This is a genomic window from Taklimakanibacter deserti, assembly GCA_003574785.1.
In genome coordinates this window covers 315,407-336,985 of the sequence record QORU01000005.1, presented here as the reverse complement: position 1 = coordinate 336,985, position 21,579 = coordinate 315,407, and the positions used below count along the sequence as shown (strand labels likewise).

The 21,579-nt window shown below is 64.0% G+C and carries 20 protein-coding genes and 1 pseudogene; 5 read left to right on the top strand and 16 right to left on the bottom strand.

Going from position 1 to position 21,579, the window contains the following annotated elements; translation table 11 throughout:
* Window positions 1-41 precede the first annotated feature (41 nt).
* The 8 genes from lysA to argH form a co-directional block, all read right to left on the bottom strand.
* Window positions 42-1,322 (bottom strand): diaminopimelate decarboxylase, encoded by a 1,281-nt coding sequence (gene lysA / locus DS839_RS12630; protein WP_119270680.1) that lies wholly within the window; start codon window positions 1,320-1,322, stop codon window positions 42-44.
* A gap of 220 nt (window positions 1,323-1,542) precedes the next feature.
* The gene (locus DS839_RS36415) at window positions 1,543-1,683 is read right to left on the bottom strand and encodes a hypothetical protein (protein WP_162918480.1); all 141 of its coding nucleotides are present in this window, start codon (window positions 1,681-1,683) and stop codon (window positions 1,543-1,545) included.
* 64 nt (window positions 1,684-1,747) lie between these two features.
* Entirely contained in the window at window positions 1,748-2,323 is a 576-nt protein-coding gene (locus DS839_RS12625; protein WP_119270679.1) for a hypothetical protein, read from the bottom strand.
* Window positions 2,320-2,919 carry a hypothetical protein gene (locus DS839_RS12620; protein ID WP_119270678.1) on the bottom strand — a complete coding sequence of 200 codons (600 nt, stop codon included), beginning with the start codon at window positions 2,917-2,919 and terminating at the stop codon, window positions 2,320-2,322. Before DS839_RS12620 ends, DS839_RS12625 begins: the two co-directional genes overlap by 4 nt.
* A gap of 86 nt (window positions 2,920-3,005) precedes the next feature.
* The gene (locus tag DS839_RS12615) at window positions 3,006-4,217 is read right to left on the bottom strand and encodes an adenylate/guanylate cyclase domain-containing protein (RefSeq protein ID WP_119270677.1); all 1,212 of its coding nucleotides are present in this window, start codon (window positions 4,215-4,217) and stop codon (window positions 3,006-3,008) included.
* Window positions 4,214-4,675, bottom strand: coding sequence for a MarR family winged helix-turn-helix transcriptional regulator (locus DS839_RS12610; protein ID WP_119270676.1), 462 nt, complete (start codon window positions 4,673-4,675; stop codon window positions 4,214-4,216). Before DS839_RS12610 ends, DS839_RS12615 begins: the two co-directional genes overlap by 4 nt.
* Window positions 4,672-5,451, bottom strand: coding sequence for an alpha/beta fold hydrolase (locus DS839_RS12605; protein ID WP_162918479.1), 780 nt, complete (start codon window positions 5,449-5,451; stop codon window positions 4,672-4,674). Before DS839_RS12605 ends, DS839_RS12610 begins: the two co-directional genes overlap by 4 nt.
* A gap of 386 nt (window positions 5,452-5,837) precedes the next feature.
* The gene (gene argH, locus DS839_RS12600) at window positions 5,838-7,220 is read right to left on the bottom strand and encodes an argininosuccinate lyase (RefSeq protein ID WP_119270674.1); all 1,383 of its coding nucleotides are present in this window, start codon (window positions 7,218-7,220) and stop codon (window positions 5,838-5,840) included.
* A gap of 27 nt (window positions 7,221-7,247) precedes the next feature.
* On the opposite strand from argH, the gene DS839_RS12595 reads away from it, so the two are divergent.
* Entirely contained in the window at window positions 7,248-7,877 is a 630-nt protein-coding gene (locus DS839_RS12595; protein ID WP_119270673.1) for a TlpA family protein disulfide reductase, read from the top strand.
* A 230-nt stretch (window positions 7,878-8,107) separates the two neighbouring features.
* On the opposite strand, the gene DS839_RS12590 is transcribed toward DS839_RS12595, so the two are convergent.
* Window positions 8,108-8,983 carry a 3-hydroxybutyryl-CoA dehydrogenase gene (locus DS839_RS12590; RefSeq protein WP_119270672.1) on the bottom strand — a complete coding sequence of 292 codons (876 nt, stop codon included), beginning with the start codon at window positions 8,981-8,983 and terminating at the stop codon, window positions 8,108-8,110.
* Window positions 8,984-9,129: 146 nt separating this feature from the next.
* On the opposite strand from DS839_RS12590, the gene DS839_RS12585 reads away from it, so the two are divergent.
* The 3 genes from DS839_RS12585 to DS839_RS12575 all read left to right on the top strand — a co-directional run bounded on the left by DS839_RS12585 (window position 9,130) and on the right by DS839_RS12575 (window position 12,671).
* Window positions 9,130-10,326, top strand: a complete 1,197-nt coding sequence (locus tag DS839_RS12585) for an MFS transporter (protein ID WP_119270671.1) — start codon at window positions 9,130-9,132, stop codon at window positions 10,324-10,326.
* Between the two features lie 63 nt (window positions 10,327-10,389).
* Complete coding sequence (locus tag DS839_RS12580; RefSeq protein ID WP_162918478.1) at window positions 10,390-11,184, top strand: helix-turn-helix domain-containing protein; 795 nt, start codon at window positions 10,390-10,392, stop codon at window positions 11,182-11,184.
* A 68-nt stretch (window positions 11,185-11,252) separates the two neighbouring features.
* Window positions 11,253-12,671 carry an alpha/beta fold hydrolase gene (locus DS839_RS12575; protein ID WP_119270669.1) on the top strand — a complete coding sequence of 473 codons (1,419 nt, stop codon included), beginning with the start codon at window positions 11,253-11,255 and terminating at the stop codon, window positions 12,669-12,671.
* A gap of 39 nt (window positions 12,672-12,710) precedes the next feature.
* On the opposite strand, the gene DS839_RS12570 is transcribed toward DS839_RS12575, so the two are convergent.
* The 5 genes from DS839_RS12570 to DS839_RS12550 all read right to left on the bottom strand — a co-directional run bounded on the left by DS839_RS12570 (window position 12,711) and on the right by DS839_RS12550 (window position 16,718).
* Entirely contained in the window at window positions 12,711-13,652 is a 942-nt protein-coding gene (locus DS839_RS12570; protein WP_119270668.1) for an electron transfer flavoprotein subunit alpha/FixB family protein, read from the bottom strand.
* A gap of 1 nt (window position 13,653) precedes the next feature.
* Window positions 13,654-14,400, bottom strand: coding sequence for an electron transfer flavoprotein subunit beta/FixA family protein (locus tag DS839_RS12565; protein ID WP_119270667.1), 747 nt, complete (start codon window positions 14,398-14,400; stop codon window positions 13,654-13,656).
* A gap of 128 nt (window positions 14,401-14,528) precedes the next feature.
* Window positions 14,529-15,251, bottom strand: a complete 723-nt coding sequence (locus DS839_RS12560; protein WP_119270666.1) for a rhomboid family intramembrane serine protease — start codon at window positions 15,249-15,251, stop codon at window positions 14,529-14,531.
* Window positions 15,251-15,835, bottom strand: a complete 585-nt coding sequence (locus tag DS839_RS12555; protein WP_119270665.1) for a cob(I)yrinic acid a,c-diamide adenosyltransferase — start codon at window positions 15,833-15,835, stop codon at window positions 15,251-15,253. Before DS839_RS12555 ends, DS839_RS12560 begins: the two co-directional genes overlap by 1 nt.
* 31 nt (window positions 15,836-15,866) lie before the next feature.
* A complete protein-coding gene (locus DS839_RS12550) occupies window positions 15,867-16,718 on the bottom strand; it encodes a LysR family transcriptional regulator (protein WP_119270664.1) in 852 nt (283 codons plus the stop codon).
* 105 nt (window positions 16,719-16,823) lie between these two features.
* Between DS839_RS12550 and DS839_RS12545 the strand changes: the two are divergent.
* Window positions 16,824-18,340, top strand: a pseudogene (locus DS839_RS12545) (MFS transporter).
* Here DS839_RS12545 and DS839_RS12540 read toward each other — a convergent pair.
* Window positions 18,327-20,837, bottom strand: coding sequence for an ABC transporter permease (locus tag DS839_RS12540; protein ID WP_119270663.1), 2,511 nt, complete (start codon window positions 20,835-20,837; stop codon window positions 18,327-18,329). The pseudogene DS839_RS12545 and the gene DS839_RS12540 overlap by 14 nt on opposite strands.
* A complete protein-coding gene (locus DS839_RS12535; protein WP_119270662.1) occupies window positions 20,834-21,517 on the bottom strand; it encodes an ABC transporter ATP-binding protein in 684 nt (227 codons plus the stop codon). The genes DS839_RS12540 and DS839_RS12535 overlap by 4 nt, the downstream gene beginning before the upstream one ends.
* Window positions 21,518-21,579 lie beyond the last annotated feature (62 nt).

Genomic DNA, 21,579 nt, shown 5'->3' with positions numbered 1-21,579 from the left:
GGAAATGGGTCGAGTTCACGCAGGCTGGCGAAAGCGCAGCCCTACCGCCGCTTCTTCTCCTGCCAGTCGGCCAGATGGTCGAGGCCGATCAGCTCGTCATAGGTCTGGCGCGGCCGCACGATGTCGAATTTCGAGCCCTTGACCAGGACTTCGGCGATGAGCGGGCGGCTGTTATAGGAGCCGGACTGGGCGGCGCCATAGGCGCCCGCCGTCATCACCGCCAGGAGGTCGCCCTGTTCCACCTCCGGCAGCTTGCGGTCGAGGGCGAAATAATCGCCGGTTTCGCAGACCGGCCCCACGACATCGGCGGTGATTTCGGGCACGCCGTCCCGGGGCTCGGTCACGGTGAGAATCTCATGATAGGCGTCATAGAGGGTCGGGCGGATGAGGTCGTTCATCGCCGCATCCTGGATGATGAAGCTCTTGACGGTCCCCTTCTTCACATAGATGACGCGCGAGACGAGGATGCCGGCATTGCCGGTGATCATGCGCCCGGGCTCGAGCACCAGCTTGCAGCCCAAGGGCCCGAGCGTGCGCTTCACCATGGCGGCATATTCGTCCGGGTGCGGCGGCACGTCATTGGTGCCGCGATAGGGGACGCCGAGGCCGCCGCCCAGATCGATATGGCGGATGTCGTGGCCCTCGTTCTTGAGCTCGCGGGTGAGCTCGGCGATGCGCTTGAAGGCCGTCTCGAAGGGCTGGAGCTCGGTGATCTGGCTGCCGATATGGGTGTCGATGCCGCTCACCTCGATGCCGTCCAAGGCGCGCGCCTTGGCATAGACGCGCTTGGCGTCGGCAAAGGCGATGCCGAACTTGTTCTCGGCCTTGCCGGTGGTGATCTTGGCATGGGTTTTCGCGTCGACATCGGGATTGACGCGCAAGGACACATTGGCCCTGGTGCCGAGGCGGGTGGCGACGCTCGCCAGCAATTCGAGCTCGGGCTCGGATTCGACATTGAAGCAGGCGATGCGCTCTTTCAGGGCTATCGCCATCTCGCGCGCGGTCTTGCCGACGCCGGAGAATACGATCTTGCGGCCGGGCACGCCCAAGGCCACGGCGCGGCGCAGCTCGCCTTCCGACACGACGTCGATGCCGGAGCCCAGATCGACCAGCGTCTTCACCACCGCCTGGTTGGAATTGGCCTTCATCGAATAGCAGATGGCATGGTCCTGGCCATGGAAGGCCTCGTCATAGACGCGGTAATGGCGCTCGAGGGTGGCGGTCGAATAGCAATAGAAGGGCGTCCCCACCTCTTCGGCGATCTCCCTCAGGCTCACCTCCTCGGCATGAAGGTGCCCGTCTCTGTAGGCGAAATGGTGCATGGTCAGGCCGAGCTGCCACCCTCATCCTGAGGGCTACCGCCAGTTTTCCCCCTCTCCCGTTGCGAAGCAATGGGAGAGGGTGCCCGATCCTGCTCCGCCAAAGCGAAGCCTTGGCTTCGCGGCGGCGAGAGGGCGGGTGAGGGCTCTTTGTGGCAGGACTGTCGTTCCTGGATGAGGATGGTCAGAGAGCTGTTTCTTTCCAAAGCCGCCACGCGCCCAATCACTCGATCAGCGGGTCAAGCACGACCGGCTCGTCCTTGTTGGACTGGGCGCCCTCGGGCGCCTCGGGCTTGCCGCGCACGCCACAGGCGGCGAGCAGGCCGGAAATCAGCAGGATGGCAAGAAGGGCGCGGGCGGTCATGACGGGAGAGGATTAGACCAAGCGGGGCGGAGGGGGAAGGGGGATTTGGCGAGCCCGGGAACGCCTAATGGCACAGCGACTTCACCCGCTTGCACATCTCGCCGATCACATATTTGGCGTCCGCTTCGTCGAGGCCCGAAGCCAGATGATGCGTGTCGCGACCATAATCGAACGAGATCGCACCGTCCTTGAAGCTGAGGCCCTGGATCATATACTGGCCTTGATAGAAGCGGGGTCGCGGCGGCGCCACTCGCAGATTCGCTATATTGGCGAGGGCATATTCCTTGCTGCGGCTGAAGAGTGGGATCTGCTTGCGCTGGCGCAATGATGTCGTCGTCAGCTCGATGATCTCTTTGCCGGCAAGTTGCCACAGCAAGGTGTAAATGGCCCAGCCGCCGCCTAGCGTCCATGCCGCAAGCCAGACGAGCATGAACAAGGAGCCGCCTTGCGAAGAATTCTGCACCGACTGACTGCCGAATAGCTGGCGTGAAACCATGACCTCGCCAAAGGCCCAGCCGATCAGCCACAAGCTTATGAAGATGACACCGAATGCTTGCGTGACCGCCGGGATGGTGATGCGCAGTCCCGCCCCGTTCTGCTCGATGATCGCCCGGCCTTTGCCGGGTTCGACGACGGTCATGATGTTTCAAGCTCCTGCTTGGAGTCGTTACCGCTCACGCTGAGCGACGTTACTCGCTTGCGCATTTCGCTGATCACATGCCGAGCATCGGCCTCATCAAGCCCTTGGCCCAGATGGCACGTGCTGTGGCCATAGTCGAAGGCAATTGCGCCGGCTTCGAAGCTCTGGGTCTGGATCACATACTTGCCGCGAATATATTTTGGTGCTGGTGGCGCAAGTCTGATATTCGTAATTTTTGCCACCGCATATTCCCTGCTGCGGCTCAGCAGTGAAATCTGCTTAACCTGCTTCAGTGAAGTCGAATTGAGCTCGATGACCTCCTTGCCGACGAGCTGCCATAGCAAAGCATAGATCATCCATCCGCCGCCGAGCGTCCAGGCCACAAACCAGATGATAAGGCCCGCCTTGGGATTTTGGAGAAGCCCATCGTTCCACAATTGGCGGGCTGCGGCGAGTTCTCCAACAGCCCAGAGGGTCAGCCATAGTCCCATAAAAATGACGCCGAACGCCTGCGTGGCCGCCGGGATGGTGATGCGCAATCCCGTCCCATCATGCTCGATGACCGCCCGACCCTTGCCGGGTTCGACAATAGCCATGGATGTACCGTCCCAATGGCGCAGAAATATAAGTGCTCTTGACCCCGGGACAAGATGGTAGTCGGCAAAAATTGCGAGGGGTCGTTTTACTCCCGCACCAGCTCCGGATCGATGGTGTAGAGGTCCTGCGCCCGGCTGACGCCCCTGAGCGCGAAGCGGCCGACGGAGACCAATCTCGAGCGCTCGGGCTCGGGGGTGGCGGCGACGAAGTCCGATGACAGCAAGATGCTGCGGTCGACCGAACGGCACAATGCCACGATGCGGCTCACCTCGTTCACCGCGGGGCCGATGACGGTGAAATCGAGCCGCGTCTTTGAGCCGATATTGCCGTAGAACACATCGCCGATATGAAGGCCGAGATTGACCCCCGCCACCGGGCGGCCTTCCGCCTTGCGCGCGGCGGAAAGCTCGGCGATGCGCTTCCTCATCTTGGCTTCGGCCAGCAAAGCGCGCCGACAGGTCTCGCCCGGCTCGGCGCCGCCGAAGATCGCCAGCACGCCGTCGCCGATCAGCTTCAGCACATCGCCGCCCTTGTCGTGAATGGCCGAGATCACCGCATCGGCATAGTCGTTGAGAAGCGGGATCACTTCATCGGGGCTTGCGGCATCGGCGAGCGTGGTGAAATCCTTGAGGTCGGAATACCACAGCACCGCATTGATGCGGTCGGCGACGCCGCGCACGATGCGGCCCTGAAGCACCCGCTCGCCGGCATCGCGGCCGAGATAGACTTCGGCAATGGTCTCGGCGACGCGGGCGAGCGAGGCGGTCTTGAGCGCCAGAGCGAGAAGCGGCACCAGCCGGCGCAAAGCGGCGATCTCGGTGTCGGTGAACCGGCCCGCTTTCGCGGTCGTCCATTGCGTGTAGATGCAGTCCATCTCGCCGATGACCCCTTCGCGGTCGAAGCGATGCAGGAAGGCGATGTAGTCGGTCTGGCCCTGCTCGGCGAGCGCGTCGAAATTGGAGAAGTCATGCGGCTCGGCGCCGATGCGGCGGCGCAACTCATCGCCGCCTCTGTAGAGGAGATGATAGAAGACGCTCTTGCGCCAGTTCTCCTCGGAATAGGTGGTGGACGAATATTCGGTCATCTCGCGCTCGGCCGAGCCATCGGCGTGCCAGTGGAAGGCGCGGCCCTCGTGAATGGGATGCAGCGTGTCGATGACGGCGGTGCCGATGGCGAGATCGAGGCCGGCTTCGTTGCAATCGGCGCAGAAGCCATGCAGTAGCGCCACTTCCGTCTGGCCGGCAAGACCGCGCTGGATAATCGCGGCCGAGATGCGCTCGATATCGGCTTCCTTCACGCGGGCACCTCGGTCGCTTCGACGCGGTCAATGAGGGTTTTGAGCATGTCGCGCGCCGCGGCGAGGGATGTGGGATCGAGCCCGTCGCTCACCCGATTGGCCCAGTCGGTCTGCCGGCCCGAGAGTTTTGCGATGCGGGCGCGGCCTTCCGCCGTGGGCACCAGCAGCTTCGCCGATCTGTGCGCCGGGTTGTCCTCATAGGCGGCGATACCCTCGGCGACGAGAATGTCGGCGAGGCGCTGCACGCTCTGGCGCGTGAGGCCCATCACCCGGCCGATCTCGGCGACGCTTCGTTTCTCATAGAGGACGGCGCCCAGCACTTTCCAGCGCGCGGCGGTGAGGCCGGCGGGTGCGGAAATCCTGTCGGCGGCTGCGAGGAAGCCGCCTTCCAGCCTGAAGGTCAGGAGCACGATCTCGGTGAGAAGCTTTGCTGCTTCGGTTTTCTGAGGTTCATTCACTTGGGTTCGATCCGGGCAAGGAAGCGGCGAATGGCCTCAGCCACGATATCGGGCGCATCGAGCTGAAGCCAGTGGCCCGTGCCCTTCACCACCTCATAGGGGATCCGGGGCCGCAGGCGATAGAGTGCTGCCCCAGTGTCCGAGGCTTCGCCGGCGAGGATGAAGATCGGGCCTTTCCATGCGTCAAGCGCGGCTTCCGGGTTCCATTGGGCGAAAGCCTTGCCGAAGCCGAGGCGCGCTTCGGGCAGAACCTTCGCGCAATCGGCGAGCACGCGCGCGCGGACGCGTTCGTCGCTTCCGGCGATCGTGGCGTAGAACTGCTTCTGGAAATCGAGGCTCTGCGGACCTGCGAGCCCCGCGACGATGCCGTCGCGGATCTCCTTAGGGAGGACACGCGGATCGGTGGCGGGATCGAGCAGGAAGAGACCCGCGACGCGGTCCGGGTTCTGCGCCGCATAGACGAGCGCCGCCGCACCGCTCCCCGAATGGGCGACGATCACGAAGCGGGCGAGGTTCTTCGCCTCGGCCACGACGGCGATGTCCCCGGCGCGGCCGTCATAAGAATAATCGCCGTCGGCCGCCTTGGCGCTGGCAGCGCTGCCGCGCGAATCGAGCGCGATCACGCGCCGGCCGGCGGCGATCGCGGGCAGCACCTCGGCCCATTGGCCGGCAATGCCTGAATCGGCATGGAGGAAAAGGACGGGCAGCCCATTGCCCTTTCCCTGTTCGTAAATGGCAAGCCGGCCTTGCGGGGTGTCGATGAAGGATGGGGTCATGGAAACCTCCTGAGCGCGGAGCGGGGTTGCAAGGGTCAAAGCGGCGGCGAGAGCGAGGTTCACGGATTTCATGGAGTCACCTCTATATGACAGTATGCTGTCATATATGTAGTCGACAGCATACTGTCAATAGGAGGCTTGCAATCCTGGGCCAGTCCATGAGATTGGAAAATCTCAGGATCGGACTCTGTGCGTTGACGCTCAATCCGAGGACTTTAGCTGCGAAGCATAGGAAATTTTGCAAGGAACAGTGAATCCGGAAAATTCCCTGCTCTTCCGGCTAAGCGGTTGATATTGCTGGGGGCAGCTTTTTTCTCAAAAAATCGCTGATAATCCCTGCAAATCCCTGAAAACCGCCTGATATGTCCGGCGATAGGGTTGCAGGATTATTTACCTAGTACCTTCAGCCAGCGCGCCGCTTCGCGCGCCACATTCTTGGGCGCCGTGCCGCCGAGGCTCACGCGCGAGGCGACCGAATTTTCGACCGACAGCACCTTGTAGACATCGGTGGTGATCTTGTCGTTGACACTGTGCATGTCGGTGAGGCTCAGGCTCGCGAGATCGCAATTCTTCTTCTCGGCGAGCGCCACGAGTGCCCCCGTCACATGATGCGCCTCGCGGAAGGGAAGGCCCAGCGTGCGCACCAGCCAGTCGGCGAGATCGGTCGCGGTGGCAAAGCCTTGCGCCGCCGCGGCGCGCATCGCCTTGGCATTGGGCTCGAGGTCCTTGACCATGCCGGTCATCGCGGCGATCGCGAGCGAGAAATTGTCGATCGCGTCGAAGGCCGGCTCCTTGTCCTCCTGCATGTCCTTGGCATAGGTGAGCGGCAGCCCCTTCATCACCACGAGCAGCGCCGTGAAGGCGCCCAAGATGCGCCCCGGCTTGGCGCGGATGAGCTCGGCCGCATCGGGATTGCGCTTCTGCGGCATGATCGAGGAGCCGGTGGTGAACTTGTCGGAGAGCGTCACGAAGCGGAATTGCGCCGAGCACCAGATGACGATCTCTTCGGCGAGCCGCGACAGATGCATCGCCGAGATCGACGCCGCGGCCAGGAGCTCGAGCACGAAATCGCGATCGGCCACGGCATCGAGCGAATTGCGCATCGGCCGGTCGAAGCCCAGTTCCTTCGCCGTCATGGTGCGGTCGATGGGAAAGGAGGTGCCGGCGAGCGCTGCGGCGCCGAGCGGCGATTCATTCATGCGCTTGCGCGCATCCGAGATGCGGCTGCGATCACGCGCGAGCATCTCGACATAAGCGAGAAGGTGATGACCGAAGGTCACGGGCTGGGCCACTTGCAAATGGGTGAAGCCCGGCATGATGGTCGCGGCATGCTTCTCCGCCTTGGTCGCGAGCGCGAGTTGCAAGTCCTGCAGCTGGCCGTCGAGGTGATCGCACACATCGCGGATATAGAGGCGGAAATCGGTCGCCACCTGGTCGTTGCGCGAGCGCGCGGTGTGGAGCCGGCCGGCTGCCGGGCCGATCACGTCCTTGAGCCGCCCTTCGACATTCATATGGATGTCTTCCAGCGAACGCGAAAAAGTGAAGCTGCCGGCCTCGATTTCGGCTTGCACCTTCTCGAGACCCCGCCTTATTTCAGCCGCGTCTGACTTCGAGATGATGCCCTGTTCGGCAAGCATCCTGGCATGGGCGAGCGATCCCTTGATATCCTGCGCAAACAGCCTCTGGTCGAAGGAGATCGAGGCATTGATCTCTTCCATGATGGCATCGGGTCCCGAACCGAACCGTCCGCCCCACATCTTGTTGGTCATCGCCCGCCTCGCAACTGGTAAAGCCGAATGAGTGAAAATACCCGCAACCGCAAGCCCGCAATCCTGATCGTCGTCCTCGCCCTGATCGCTGCAGGTTTAGGGGTTTACTTGAAGGGGGAAGGCGATGGCAAGCTCGGGACGGCTTCCGCGCCGCAAGGCTCGGTGAGCAGGGCGCTGGCGACAGGCGCGGTCGCGGCCTTCGTGGTCAAGGGCGAAAGAAAGCCAGCGCCTGAGATCGCCTTCACGGCGGAAAACGGCGCGGCGCAGTCGCTTAGCCAATGGAAGGGCCGCGTCGTGCTGGTCAATCTGTGGGCGACATGGTGCGCGCCCTGCCGCGAGGAGATGCCGGCGCTCGCCGCCTTGCAGAGCACCATGGGCTCGCCCGATTTCGAAGTGGTCGCCATCAGCGTCGACCGCAAGGGCATCGAGGCCTCGGCCAAGTTCTTGCAGGAGGTGGGCGCCACGTCGCTCAAGCTCTATGCCGATCCCTCGACCGACGCTTTGAGTAAATTCCAGGCGGTGGGCCTGCCCGCCTCGATCCTCATCGACCGCCAGGGCCGCGAGATCGGCCGCCTGCTCGGCCCCGCCCAATGGAATTCGGACGACGCCCGGGCGCTGATCAAAGCCGCGGTGGAGGAGCCTGCCCTCGCCCCGTGAAACGGGGAGAGCGAAGGAGCCCGCCTTTCTCAAGTTTCCCCCTCTCCCGTCCGAAGGATGGGAGAGGGTGCCCGAAGGGCGGGTGAGGGCTCTTTGCCTCAGCAAGGAATATTCGTTGGGATATCAGCCCGTGGCGCGAAAGAGCCCTCATCCGCGCTTCGCGCACCTTCTCCCATTGCTTCGCAACGGGAGAAGGGAAATGACGGAGAGAGTAGCAGGCGAGGGTAGTTTTACCGCGTCGGGACCGGCTTCTCGCCGCGATAGTCGTAGAAGCCGCGATTGGTCTTGCGGCCGAGCCAGCCAGCCTCGACATATTTCACCAAGAGCGGGCAGGGACGGTATTTCGAATCGGCCAAGCCCTCATAGAGCACCTGCATGATCGACAGACACGTATCGAGACCGATGAAGTCGGCAAGCTCGAGCGGGCCCATCGGATGATGCGCGCCGAGCTTCATCGACAGGTCGATGGCCTCGACATTGCCGACGCCCTCATAGAGCGTATAGACCGCCTCGTTGATCATCGGCATCAGGATGCGGTTGACGATGAAAGCCGGAAAATCCTCGGCGACCGCGATCGTCTTCTTGAGCTTGACCGAGAACTCCTTCACCGACTGGAAGGTCGGCTCATCGGTGGCGATGCCGCGGATGAGCTCGACCAGCTCCATCAACGGCACCGGATTCATGAAATGAATGCCCATGAATTTTTCCGGCCGGTCGGTCGAGGCGGCGAGCCTCGTGATCGAGATCGACGAGGTGTTGGTGCCGAGGAGGGCTGTGTCCGAAAGATGCGGGCAGACCGCGGTGAAGATCTTGCGCTTCACCGTCTCGTCCTCGACGGCGCTCTCGATCACGAGATCGCAGGCGCCGAAATCCTCGTAGCTTGGGGCGAGCGAAATATTCTTGAGCGCCTCGTCGCGCTCGGCTTCGGTGATCTTGCTGGACCTGACCTGGCGGGACAGGTTGCCGTTGATGGTGGCGAGACCCGCCTCCATCCGCTCCTTGCTCACATCGTTGAGAAGCACCTCGAAGCCCGAAAGGGCACACACATGGGCGATACCGTTGCCCATCTGACCGGCGCCAATGACGCCGACTTTTTTAATCTGCATATCCGTCTACTACCCATCTGGTAAGGGGCGGGAGCCTATATCGGGCCTGTTTTCGGGGCAAGTGCATTTCGCATGTGCGAAATCGTCTGGTCTGACATACCGTCAGGGCGATAGGCATTGGGGAACGCCATCCGCCATAGTCAGGAATGACCCAGGACAACCACACGTCGACCAAGGCCGCGCAACCGCCCTCGCCGCAGCCGGCGCTCTGGGCCCTCTTCGCCGGCAATTTCATCATCGGCACCGGCATCCTCCTGCCGGCCGGCATGCTGAACGACCTGTCGGCGGGCCTGGGTGTAAGTCACGCCACGGCCGGCCTGTTGATGGTCGCGGGCGGTATCGTCATAGGTTTCGGCGCGCCCATCTTCGCCACGCTGACCAGCACCCTCGACCGCCGGCTGCTGCTGGTGGGCTCGCTCGTCTATTACGCCCTGGGCCACGCGCTTTCTGCCCTTGCGCCAGAATTCTGGAGCCTCCTCGTCATCAGGGCGCTGATGGTGATCTCGGCCGGCATCTTCACGCCCCAGGCCGCGGCAAGCGTCGGCCTCATGGTCCCGCCCGAGAAGCGGGCGGGTGCCATCGCCTTCATCTTCATCGGCTGGTCGATCGCTTCGGTCCTCGGCATGCCGACGGGCAGCCTCATCGGCGCGTTCCTCGGCTGGCGCCTCGCCTTTGCGCTGATGGCGGTCCTGGCGCTCGTCACGGCCGTCCTCGTCTGGCGCACGGTGCCGAAGGGCCTCCATACCGGGAGACTGTCGCTCAAGGCCTGGCGCGACGTGTTCTTCGATCCGGTGCTGGTCGTCATCCTTCTGGTGACGCTCGCGAGCGCCTGCGGGCAATTCACGGTGTTCAGCTATATGGCGCTTCTGTTCAAGGAGATGCTCGGCGCATCGCCCGGCCTCATCGCCCTGCTGCTCGCGGGCCTCGGGCTCGCGGGCGTCATCGGCAATTCGTTGGCGGCGCGCTTCGTCGCCCGCTTGGGGATAGACCGCCTGATCCTCTTCGCCTTCCTCGCCATCCTCATCGGCATGATCGCGTTCTCAGTCACGGCCGGCATCCTCATCGGCGCCGCGGCGAGCATCGCCATCTGGGGCCTCGGCACCTTCTCGTCCAACTCGCTGCAGCAGAGCCGGCTCTTCGCCCATGCGCCGGCGCTGGCTTCGGCCTCGGTCGCGCTCAACACCTCGACCATCTATCTCGGCCAGGCGATCGGCGCCGCCGTCGGCGGCAAGATCGTCGCCGAACGGGCGCTCGCATGGCTGACACCCGCCGGCGCGCTTTTCGCCGCGGCGGCGATCGGGCTCACGTTGCTCGCGACCAGGCTTACGCAACGGCGGCGATGATCGCGGGCTTGTGAAGTGGCCTTGACGCAGAGGCGTGAGACACTTCCGCTCATGGATTTTGCTTTGAGATGGACTGAGCTCGCGCCCGGCATCCGGCGCTGGTCGAACGCGACCTCCGCGCATCATCGCTTCGAGGCGGGCGAAGGCCGCTTCTGTTTCGATGAGCTGACGGTCGGTCTCGTGCTGGTGAGCCAGCCCGGCCATTGGGGTGCCTATGGCAGCGACCGCCAGCGCGAATTGCCGCTTCTGCCGGGATCGGGCTGGATCTTCCCCGCCGGCCTCGAAGGCGCCTGCAGCTGGCAAGGGCCGCAAGCGATCATCAATGTGAGCCTGCCCAAAGCCCTCTTCGCCGAGGACGGCATGAACGACATCGAGGATTTTACCGTCGGCCGTCTCGATCCCTTGACGGCCGAGCTCATCTTCGCGCTGCACGCCGCCGATGAAGCGAGCCCGGCGCTCTACCGCGAAAGCCTCACTTTGGCGCTCGCTGCTCATCTGGCCGAGGCGCGCCTCTTCGAGAAACGCGTGGGCGTGCCTGACCGCCGCATCTTGCGCGCGATCGACTTCATCGAAGCGCATCTGGTGGAAGACCTGTCGCTCGACCGCCTCGCTTCCGTCGCGGCGTTGAGCCCGTATCATTTCCTGCGCCGGTTCAAGGCCGAGACCGGCCGCCCGCCTCACGCCTATGTCACGGCAAAGCGCATGGAGCGTGCCCGGCTGCTGATCGAAACGACAAGGCGGCCGGTCGCCGATATCGCCTGGTCGCTGGGCTTTGGCGACGCCTCGCGCTTCGCCCGCCTGTTCAAGCGCCATATCGGCGCAGCACCAGGCGCCCTCAGAAAAGCAAGATCGGCCTAGTTCAGAGCAAGAACGGCGCCTCTCCTCCGCTTCCGTCCGGCGCAGCATGGTGGTGAATGGAGGTTTAGATGAAGATCATCCTTCTCAGCATCCTTGCAGCGCTCGTCATCGCAGTGCCGGCAAGCGCGCAAGACATCGTGACGCGCAAGCTCGCCTTCACCAGCGGTGGCGACAGGATGGTGGGCGTGCTGCATCTGCCCGCCGATCATGCGGGCAGGAAGCTGCCCGGCATCCTGGTCACCGGCTCCTGGACCACGGTCAAGGAGCAGATGGCTCAAAACTATGCGCAGGAACTCGCGCGCCGCGGCTATGCGGCGTTCACTTTCGACTTCCGCGGTTTCGGCGAATCGGGCGGCGCGCCGCGCGGCCTCGAAAGCCCGGCCCGCAAGGTCGCGGACTTCAAGGCAGCGGCGTCCTTCCTTCAGACGCTGCCCGAAGTCGATGCCCTGCGCACCGGCGTCCTCGCCGTCTGCGCCTCCGCCGGCTATGCGGCGCAAGCGATCAATGAGGGGGTGCCGTTCAAGGCCTATGTCGCGGTCGCCGGCTGGTTCCATGACAAAGCCAGCGTCGGATCGATCTATGGCGGCGATGCAGGTGTCGCGCGCCGCCTCAGAGCAGGCGAGGCGGCGCGTCGGGCATTCGAAAGCTCGGGCGAGGTGCGCTATGTGAAGGCCTTCGATTATGTGGATGAGAGCGCCGCCATGGTCGGGCCCTTTGACTATTACGCCTCCGCCGATCGCGGCGGGATCCCGCAGTGGGACAATCGCTTCGCGGTGATGGGCTGGAGCGAGTGGCTAAACTATGATTCCGTCGCCGCCGCCAAGGCGCTCAAGGTGCCGAGCCTCTTCGTCCATTCCGACAATGCCGCACTCGCCGGCAATGTGAAAGCGATCTATCAGGCCGTCGAGGCCCCCAAGGACTTGGTATGGTCGAGCGAAGATCATTTCGCTTTCTATGACGAGCCCCAGGTGGTGAAGCGTTCGACGGATGAGGCGGTCAGGCATTTCGCGAAATATCTGACACGCGAGCTCGGGCCTTTGGGGAGTGCGGAAGAAGCGCGCGTGATCTCGCTCGTCTCCTCCATTCCGCTCGCCGTTGACCTCGCCGATTACGATCTCGCGATGCGGGCATTCGCGTCTCGTATCACCATCGACTATACGAGCCTGTGGGGTGGTGAGCCGCAGCAGATGACGCCTCAGGAACTGATGACCGCCTGGCGCGGCATCGTTCCGGGCTTCGATGCGACGCGCCACGAGATCGCCGATGTGACGGTCGAGATCGATGGCGACAAGGCGAAGGCCTCGGCCTTCGTCGATGGCAGGCATTATCTGGGCGACAGAGTGTGGCGCCCGGTCGGCACCTATGACTGGCAGCTCGAAAAGATCGATGGCGCGTGGAAGGTCACGAAAATGACCTTCAACCTGACGCAGGAGATCGGCGAGCGATCGCTCGCGAGCGAGGCGATGGAAAGGGCGAAGCGGAAGTAGGACATTACCCTTTCCCCCGCAGGGGGAGAGGGGATGATGTTACTTCCCCAGCTTCCCGAGCTCGGCTTCGAGCTCCGGCACTGCCTGGAAGAGATCGGCGACGAGGCCGTAATCGGCGACCTGGAAGATCGGCGCTTCCTCGTCCTTGTTGATGGCGACGATCACCTTCGAATCCTTCATGCCGGCGAGATGCTGTATGGCGCCCGAAATGCCGACGGCGATGTAGAGATCGGGGGCGACGACCTTACCGGTCTGGCCGACCTGATAGTCGTTCGGCACGAAGCCCGCATCGACGGCCGCGCGCGAGGCGCCGACCGCGGCGCCGAGCTTGTCGGCGACCTTGTCTAGCATGTGGAAGTTCTCGCCATTCTGCATGCCGCGGCCGCCGGAGATGATGATCTTGGCCGAGGTGAGCTCGGGGCGATCTGTCTTCGACAGATTCTCGCCCTGATAGGAGGAGAGGCCGGGATCGGCGGGTGCCGCCGTCTTCTCTACGGATGCGGAGCCCCCCTCTTCCGTCGCCGGGAAAGCGGCGGTCCTGACCGTGATGAGCTTCTTCTTGTCGCCCGACTGCACCGTCTGCACCGCATTGCCGGCATAGATCAGGCGCACGAAAGTATCGGGCGATTTCACTTCCGAGATGTCGGAGATCTGCATGACATCGAGGAGGGCCGCGGCGCGCGGCATGTAGTTCTTGCCGTTGGTGGTGGCGGGCGCCACGATGTGGTCATAGGGCCCGGCGAGCGCCACGATCAGCGCCGCCATCGGCTCGGCGAGCGGGCGCTCATATTGCGTCGCATCGACATGCAGCACCTTGGCGACGCCCGTGAGCTTCGCCGCCTGTGCTGCCGCAGCATCGGCCTTGTTGCCGGCGACGAGCACATGGACATCGCCGCCGAGCTTCGCTGCAGCGCTCAGCGCCTTGTGGGTCGCGTCCTTGAGATGAGCATTGTCATGCTCGGCAATGAGGAGAACAGCCATCTCAGATCACTCCCGCTTCCTTGAGCTTCGATACGAGTTCGGGCACCGACTTCACCTTGACGCCGGCCTGGCGCTTCGGCGGCTCGGCGGTGTTGACGACCTTGAGGCGGGGCGCGACGTCGGCGCCGTAATCGGCCGGGGTCTTCTCTTCGAGCGGCTTCTTCTTCGCCTTCATGATGTTGGGGAGCGACGCATAGCGCGGCTGGTTGAGGCGGAGATCGGTGGTCATGATCAGCGGCATCTTGACCTTGATGGTCTGGAGGCCGCCATCGATCTCGCGCGTCACCGTCGCTTCGCCGCCATTGATCTCGAGCTTCGAGGCGAAGGTCGCCTGCGCCCAGCCCAAGAGGGCGGAGAGCATCTGGCCGGTCTGGTTGCAATCATCATCGATCGCCTGCTTGCCGAGGATCACCAGATCGGGCTTCTCCGCCTCGATCACGCCTTTCAGGATCTTGGCGATGCCGAGCGGCTCGACATAGTCGTCGCTCTTGATGAGGATGCCGCGGTCGGCGCCCATGGCAAGGGCGGTGCGAATGGTTTCTTGCGCCTGGGCGGGGCCCACCGAGACGGCGACGATCTCGGTCGCCTTGCCGGCCTCTTTCAGCCGCACCGCTTCCTCGACGCCAATTTCGTCGAAGGGGTTCATCGACATCTTCACATTGGCGAGCTCGACGCCAGAGCCGTCGGCCTTCACCCTGATCTTGACGTTGTAATCGACGACGCGCTTGACCGCGACCAGAACCTTCATGGGCACTCCTCATGGGGTTACCGCCTATGCGGCGGTGCACAAATCGCGCGGAAACTAGAGATCACACCGAGTTGAGTCAACGCCGATAGCGGCAAAACCATGCCGCCTGCGACGTTGCGGCGTGTTCCTCATTCCTCATCCCGCTGCGGGGTGAGAGCGGGGGCCGGCGAGCCGCGGACCAGAAGGCGCGAGCGCAGCACGAAAGTGAGGATGAGGCCGGCGAGGAACCCGCCAATATGGGCCCACCAGGCGACCTGGGCATTCTCCTCGGTGGTCATGAAAGCGCTGACAATCTGCAGGACGAACCAGCCGCTCAAGACCCAGAAGGCCGAGAGGGGCAAGGGGATGCGCAGGAAGAGCAGGATCCAGACGCGCGCCTTGGGATAGAGCAGGAGATAGGAGGCGAGAACGCCCGACACCGCGCCGGACGCGCCGATGAGCGGGGCAGGCGATTGCGACTGCACCAGCGTGTGCAGCATGCCGGCGGCAGCACCGCAGATCAGATAGAAGATCAGGAAGCCGAAATGACCGAAGGCATCCTCGACATTGTCGGCGAAGACCCACAGGAACAGCATGTTGGAGATGAGATGCATCCAGCCGCCATGCAGGAACTCGTAGGTGATGAGGGTCAGAGGCTCGGGGACCGGATGATAGGCGTCGGGCGGATCGACGAAGTGGATGAGCTCGACGGGAATGATGCCGTAGCCCGAGGCATAGGTCCACAGTCCTTCCTCGCTGGTGAAGGCGCCGGTCATCAGGAAGACCACGACATTGATAGCGATGAGCGCGCCCGTCACATATTGGAAGCGGATGACCTGCAAGGGCGTGTTGTCGTGAAGCGGCACGAACATCAGCGGTTCGCCCCCTTCACCCAGAGCACGTCGCCGCTACCTTGAGCATTCACCCAGCGGCTGGCCACGAAAAAGAAATCGGACAATCGGTTGACGAAAGTGAGGACACCGTCGCTCACGTCTTCTTTCGGATCGAGGCTGAGCTCGACGATGAGGCGCTCGGCGCGCCGGCATACGGTGCGACAGAGATGGAGATGCGCGGCGGCGGGATGGCCGCCCGGCAGCACGAAGGAGCGCAAGGGCTGAAGGGCCGAATTCAATTCGTCGATCTCGGCCTCGAGCCGTTCCGTCTGATGCGCCGTCATGCGCAAGGGCTCGTAGCCCAGATCCTTGCCGGTGTCGGGCACGCAGAGATCGGCGCCCAAATCGAAGAGATCGTTCTGGATGCGCGCCAGCATTTGATCGAGCCTCGCGAAACGCTCGTCCTTGGTGTGGAGCCGGGCGAGCCCGAGAACGGCATTGGTCTCGTCCACCGTGCCATAGGCCTGGATACGCAAATGGGTTTTCGGCACCCGCTCGCCCGAGCCCAGCGCCGTGTCGCCCTTGTCGCCGGTGCGCGTATAGATGCGGTTGAGTACGACCATGATTCCCTTTCGCCAGCCTGGCTCGTCGGCTCTAGGATACACGATGTTCGCGGAAAGCGGTGGCGAGAATGCGCAAGGCCGCGCGTGACCTAGCGTCGGTCAGTGTCGTGTGCAGCACGATATTCGACGACGGCAGGCGCGGCAGACCCAATTGCTCGCTCACCTCGACGAGGCCGGCGGGCGCCACGCGATGGGTCAAGGGGGCGACCGCGAGCCCGGCCGACACGGCGGCGACGATCGCCGGCATGCCGCCGCCGACGAAGGTCTCCGTCCAGGCGATGCCGGCCGTATCGAGGGCGCGTGTCGCCATGATGCGCTCAGCACAAGTCGGCGCGAAGGAGGCGAGCCGCAAGGGCTCGTTCTGGGCGCGCGTGAAGCCCGGCGCCGCGAACCAGCCGAGATGCTCCTCGGTCAAGACCTCGCCCTGGCGGCGATCGTCCTCGCAGCGCACGATCACCGCATCGAGGGCGCCCTTGTCATAGGCAGCGAGGAGATTGCGGGCGACGTCGATCCGGACCTCGATCACCAGGGCCGGATCATGCGCATGCAGCCGCGACAGAAGGCCCGGAAACTCGGCCCCCGCCACATGGTCGATGAAGCCCAGAGCGAGGCGGCGCGGGGTCGCCGAAAGCCCGGCCACGGCGCGTTCATGGGCGGCGATGAATTCGCGCGCCGCGCACAGGAAAGCCGCTCCCTTGGCCGAGGGACGCACGCGCCGCGGCGTCCTTTCGATCAGCCGGAAGCCCAGCCGGTCCTCCAGCCGCTTCAGCTTCACGCTGATCGCGGCCTGGGTGGTGCCGAGCGTCTCGGCCGCCCGGGTGAAGCTTTGCAGCTCGGCCACCATCACGAAGGCCTGGACCGATTCCACATCGAGGGTGGTCATAGGCTCATTCTAGATTGTTATCTCTGAAATATGAAATCATCCCATTTTTATATGGTTGGCGCCGGACTATCTCGCAAGGGACCGAAGCCTTGAGGACCTTGCGCAATGATCGCTTCCGCCCAAAGCCCAAATACCCTTGCCCTTCTCGCCGTCTGTCTCGCGGCCTTGATGTTCGGGCTCGAGATCTCGAGCGTCCCGGTGATCCTGCCGACCCTCGAAACAGTGCTCGGCGCCTCCTTCAAGGACATGCAGTGGATCATGAACGCCTATACGATCGCCTGCACGACAGTGCTGATGGCGGTGGGCACATTGGCGGACCGCTTCGGCCGCCGGCGGGTCTTCGCGCTGGCGACGGCGGGCTTCGCCGTGACCTCGCTCATCTGCGGCCTGGCGCCCAGTGCTTCCCTGCTCATCATCGGGCGGTCCTGCAGGGCATGGCCGGCGGGGCGATGTTCATTTGCACCATCGCGGTGCTGTCGCATCAATTCCGCGAGGGCCGCGAGCGCGCCCGCGCCTTCGCGACCTGGGGCGTCATCGCCGGCATCGGGCTCGGCTTCGGCCCGATCATCGGCGGGCTCATCATAGCGCTCTCCACCTGGCAATGGGTGTTCCTAGCGCATGTGCCGCTCGCAGCACTCACCCTCGCTCTGACCTTCGCCGGGGTGAGCGAATCACGCGATCCGCAAGCGAAGCGGCTCGATCTCCCCGGCATCGTCACGCTGACCGCTGCGGTCTTCGGCCTCACTTACTACATCACGCAAGGGGCCGATCTCGGCTTCACCAGCCCGTCGGCGCTCGCCATCATCGCCGCGACGCTGGCAAGCTTCATCGCCTTCATCACCGCCGAGCTCTTCACGGCGCATCCGATGTTCGACTTCTCGGTGTTCAAGATACCCAATTTCTCGGGCGCCATCCTCGGCTGCATCGGCATGAACTTCAGCTACTGGCCGTTCATGATCTATCTGCCGATCTATTTCACTCTGGGTCTCGGCTATGACAGCGAGGTCACCGGCCTCGTGCTGCTTGCTTACACCATGCCCTTCCTGGTGATGACGCCCGTCGCGCAATATCTGCTCGTCACCTATCACGCGCGCCGCGTCATTCCCTTGGGCCTCTTCACCATCGGTGCAGGCTTCATCCTGATGCGGTTCGGCAGCGGTGTCGAAAATCCGACCTGGCTGACCTTGCTGCCGGGGGCGCTCCTCGCCGGCATCGGCATCGGGCTCACCAGCACGCCCGTCACCGACACGACCACGAGCTCGGTCTCGGCCGATCGATCCGGCATGGCCTCCGGCATCGATACCAGCGCCCGGCTCATCGCGCTCGCCATCAACATCGCGGTGATGGGCTTCGTCCTGGTGGAAGGCGTGCTCGCCTATCTCGAGCAGACGCTTCCGGCGTCGCTCGAGCCCGCGCAATTGCGCAACCTCGCCGAAGGCATCGCCTCGGGACGCGTAACGTCTTTCGACCAGCCGGCGGCGATCGTCCATGGCGCGCTCACCCAAGGTTTCGGCTGGGTGATGCTCTATGGCGGCCTTGGCATGTGGCTTCTCGCTTTGGCGAGCTTCGCCATCCTCAATCTAGCGAGATCACCGCAATGCGCGACGGCTACTCGTCCCTGAGGATCGGCGCGGGCTTGGCGGTGAGCGCCCGCCAGGTGACGGTGAGCCCCGCGGCGATGGCGAGCGCCATGGCGAGAAGAGCGGTGACGATCGCAGTCGCCCAGGAGAAGGCCCAGGGCATTTCGAGGATCCAAAAGCTCAGGAACCAGGATCCTAGCGCCCCGACAGTGATGCCGAAGACCGCGGAAGCAAGGCCCAGTATCGCATATTCGATGATGAAGGCCTGGATGAGCTCGATACGCGTCGCGCCATAGGTCTTGAGCACGACCGCGTCATAGAGCCTGCCCGAAAGCCCGGCGCTCAGGGCGCCGGCGAGGACGAGGATGCCAGTGATGAGGGTCAGCGCATTGGCGCCCCTGATCGCCGCCAGCATCTGGGTCAGGAGATCGGTCACGGTGGCGACCACATCCTTGACCCTGATCGCGGTCACGGTCGGGAAGGCGCGGGAAACCGCATTCAAGAGTTTGCCTTCATCGCCGCCCGCCATCTCGACGGTGACGATGTTCTGATGCGGCGCTTGCTTCAGCGTGTCGGGCGTGAAGATCATCAGGAAGTTGATGTCGAGCGAGCGCCAGTTCACTTTCCTCAAGCTCGCGATCTTGGCGGTCACGTCGCGGCCCAGCACATTGACGGTGATGTCATCGCCGAGCCCCAGGTCCAAACCCTTGGCGACCTCATCGACGAAGGAGACGAGCGGCGGCCCGGAATAATTCGCCGGCCACCATTCACCGGCTGTGAGCGTCGAGCCCTGCGGCAGGTCGCTCGCATAGGTGAGACCGCGATCGCCGCGCAAGGCCCATGCGGCATCGGGCGAGGCTTGCACCTTCTCCACCGTCACGCCCTTGAGATTGGTGATCCGGCCACGCAGCATCGGCGCCGTCTCGACGGCGGTGACGCCGGGCTCCTTGCGCACGAGATCGAGAAAGGCCTGCTTCTCGTCATTGCGGATGTCGAGGAAGAAGAAGGAAGGCGCACGGTCGGGAATGCCGGAAGTGAGCTCGGTCGAAATGGTGCGGTCGGTGAGCGCCAGCGTCACGAACAAAGTGAGGCCGAGGCCGAGGGCCAGGATCACGGAGATCGCCGCCGAGCCCGGACGATGCACATTGGACAGCGCATAGCGCCAGATCGCGCTCTTCGGCCGCGGCAATTTGCGGGTCACATGGACGATCGCCGCCGCCAATCCCAGGAGCACGACGAAGCTGCCGGCAAGACCCGACAGATAGATCGTGGTGATGCGCGCATCGGCGAAGCTCGCATAGACGAGCACCGCCATGAGGCCGAGCGACAAAGCGATGGTGATCAAGGCGCCAAAGCCCGGCCAGCCGGCGAAGGCCTGCACATGATGGCGGAACAAGGCCGAAGCCGGCACATGGCGCGTGCGGGCGAGCGGCCACATGGTGAAAGCGAGCGCGACCAGCATGCCGAATACGGCCGCGAGCAGCAGCGGTCGTCCTTCGACGCCCGCCGTCAAAGGCAAGGGGATCAAATCGCCGATCGTCGCCTTGGCGATCATCGGCGCCACCGCGCCCGCCGCGAGGCCGATGGCGATGGCGAGCAGCGCCACCAGGAGGATCTCGGTCAGATAGATGCCGGTGATGTTGCGCTGCGTGCAGCCCAGGCATTTGAGCGTCGCGATCGCCGCGGTGCGGCGGTTGACGAAGGCCGAGGCGGCATTGGCGATGCCGGCGCCGCCGATGATGAGCGCGGTCAGGCCGACCAGCGTCATGAAATAGGAGAGCCGCTCGATATATTGATCGGCGCCCGGTGCGGCGCTGCCGCGATTGCGCACCCGCCAGCCTGAATCGCGATGGTCCTCCTGCGCCTGGCGCACCACCTCGCGCACCTCCTTGAGGCTGGTGCCGTCGGCCATCTTCACCCGGTATTTCCAGGTGATGAGGCTCCCCGGCTGGATGAGGCCGGTCGCGGCGAGAGAGGCTTCGCTCATCATCACCCGGGGACCCAGAGCGAGGCCGTCGGAAATGCGGTCGGGCTCCTTGAGGATCGTGGCCTTGATGGTGAAATCAGCATCGCCGATGCGGACCTTGTCGCCGAGGCGCAGATTCAAACGCTCGAGCAGGACGGGATCGACAGCGACACCGTCCCCGGCGACCGCTGATTTGAGATCACCCGCGGGCGAGAGGTCGAGCGTGCCATAGAGCGGATAGGGATCGTCGATCGCCTTGATCTCGACCAGCGCCGTCATGTCGTTGCCGCGCGCCATGGCCCTGAGGCTTCCGACCTTGGACACCGTGCCTTTGCTGGCGAGGAAGGTGAGCTCTTGCGGCGTCGCCTCGCGATGGATGAGCGCCACTTCGACATCGCCGCCGAGCAGCGGCTGACCCTGCTCGACGAGGCCGCGATCGATGGCGGCGCCGAGCGAGCCGACGATGGCGATCGCCGCGGTGCCGAGCGCCAGGCAAGTGAGGAAGATCCAGAAGCCCTGCAGCCCCGAGCGCAGATCGCGCCAGGCATAAGTGAGCCACAGATCGGGCCTCACGGATGAGCGCCCGAGACGATGCGGCCGTCGCGCACGCTGGCGATGCGGTCGCAGCGCTTGGCGAGAGCCGGATCATGGGTGATGAGGAGGAGGGTCGCCCCTTCTTCCTGCTTGAGCGTGAACAGCAGATCCATGATGGCAGCGCCCGTGTCGAGGTCGAGATTGCCGGTCGGCTCATCCGCCAGGATGATCTTGGCGCCGGACGCTAAGGCGCGGGCAATGGCGACGCGCTGCTGCTCGCCGCCCGAGAGCTGGCCCGGATAGTGGCTCAAGCGGTGGCCGAGGCCGACGCGCTCGAGATGCTTTTGCGCGCGCTCCAGCGCGTCATGGACGCCCTTGAATTCGAGCGGCACGGCGACATTCTCGAGCGCCGTCATGGTGGGGATCAGATGGAAGGACTGGAAGACGATGCCGATCGCGTCGCGGCGGAAACGGGCGAGCGCATCTTCGTTCTTGCCCTCGAGGTCGGTCCCGTTGACGGTGATGCTGCCCAGGCTCACGCGCTCGAGGCCGGCGATCACCATCAGCAAGGTGGTCTTGCCGGAGCCTGACGGTCCGACAATGCCGAGCGCCTCGCCCGCCGGCACGGTGAGGTCGATGCCGCGCAATATGTCGACCGGGCCGGCGCGGCTCGGCAAGGTCAGATGAACATCTTTTAAGGAAATCAGCGGGGCGGGCATCTGGCCTAAATGGTGGAGTGGCTTAGAATTGTCCATATGGGCCAAGCCCATGACTTGCTGTT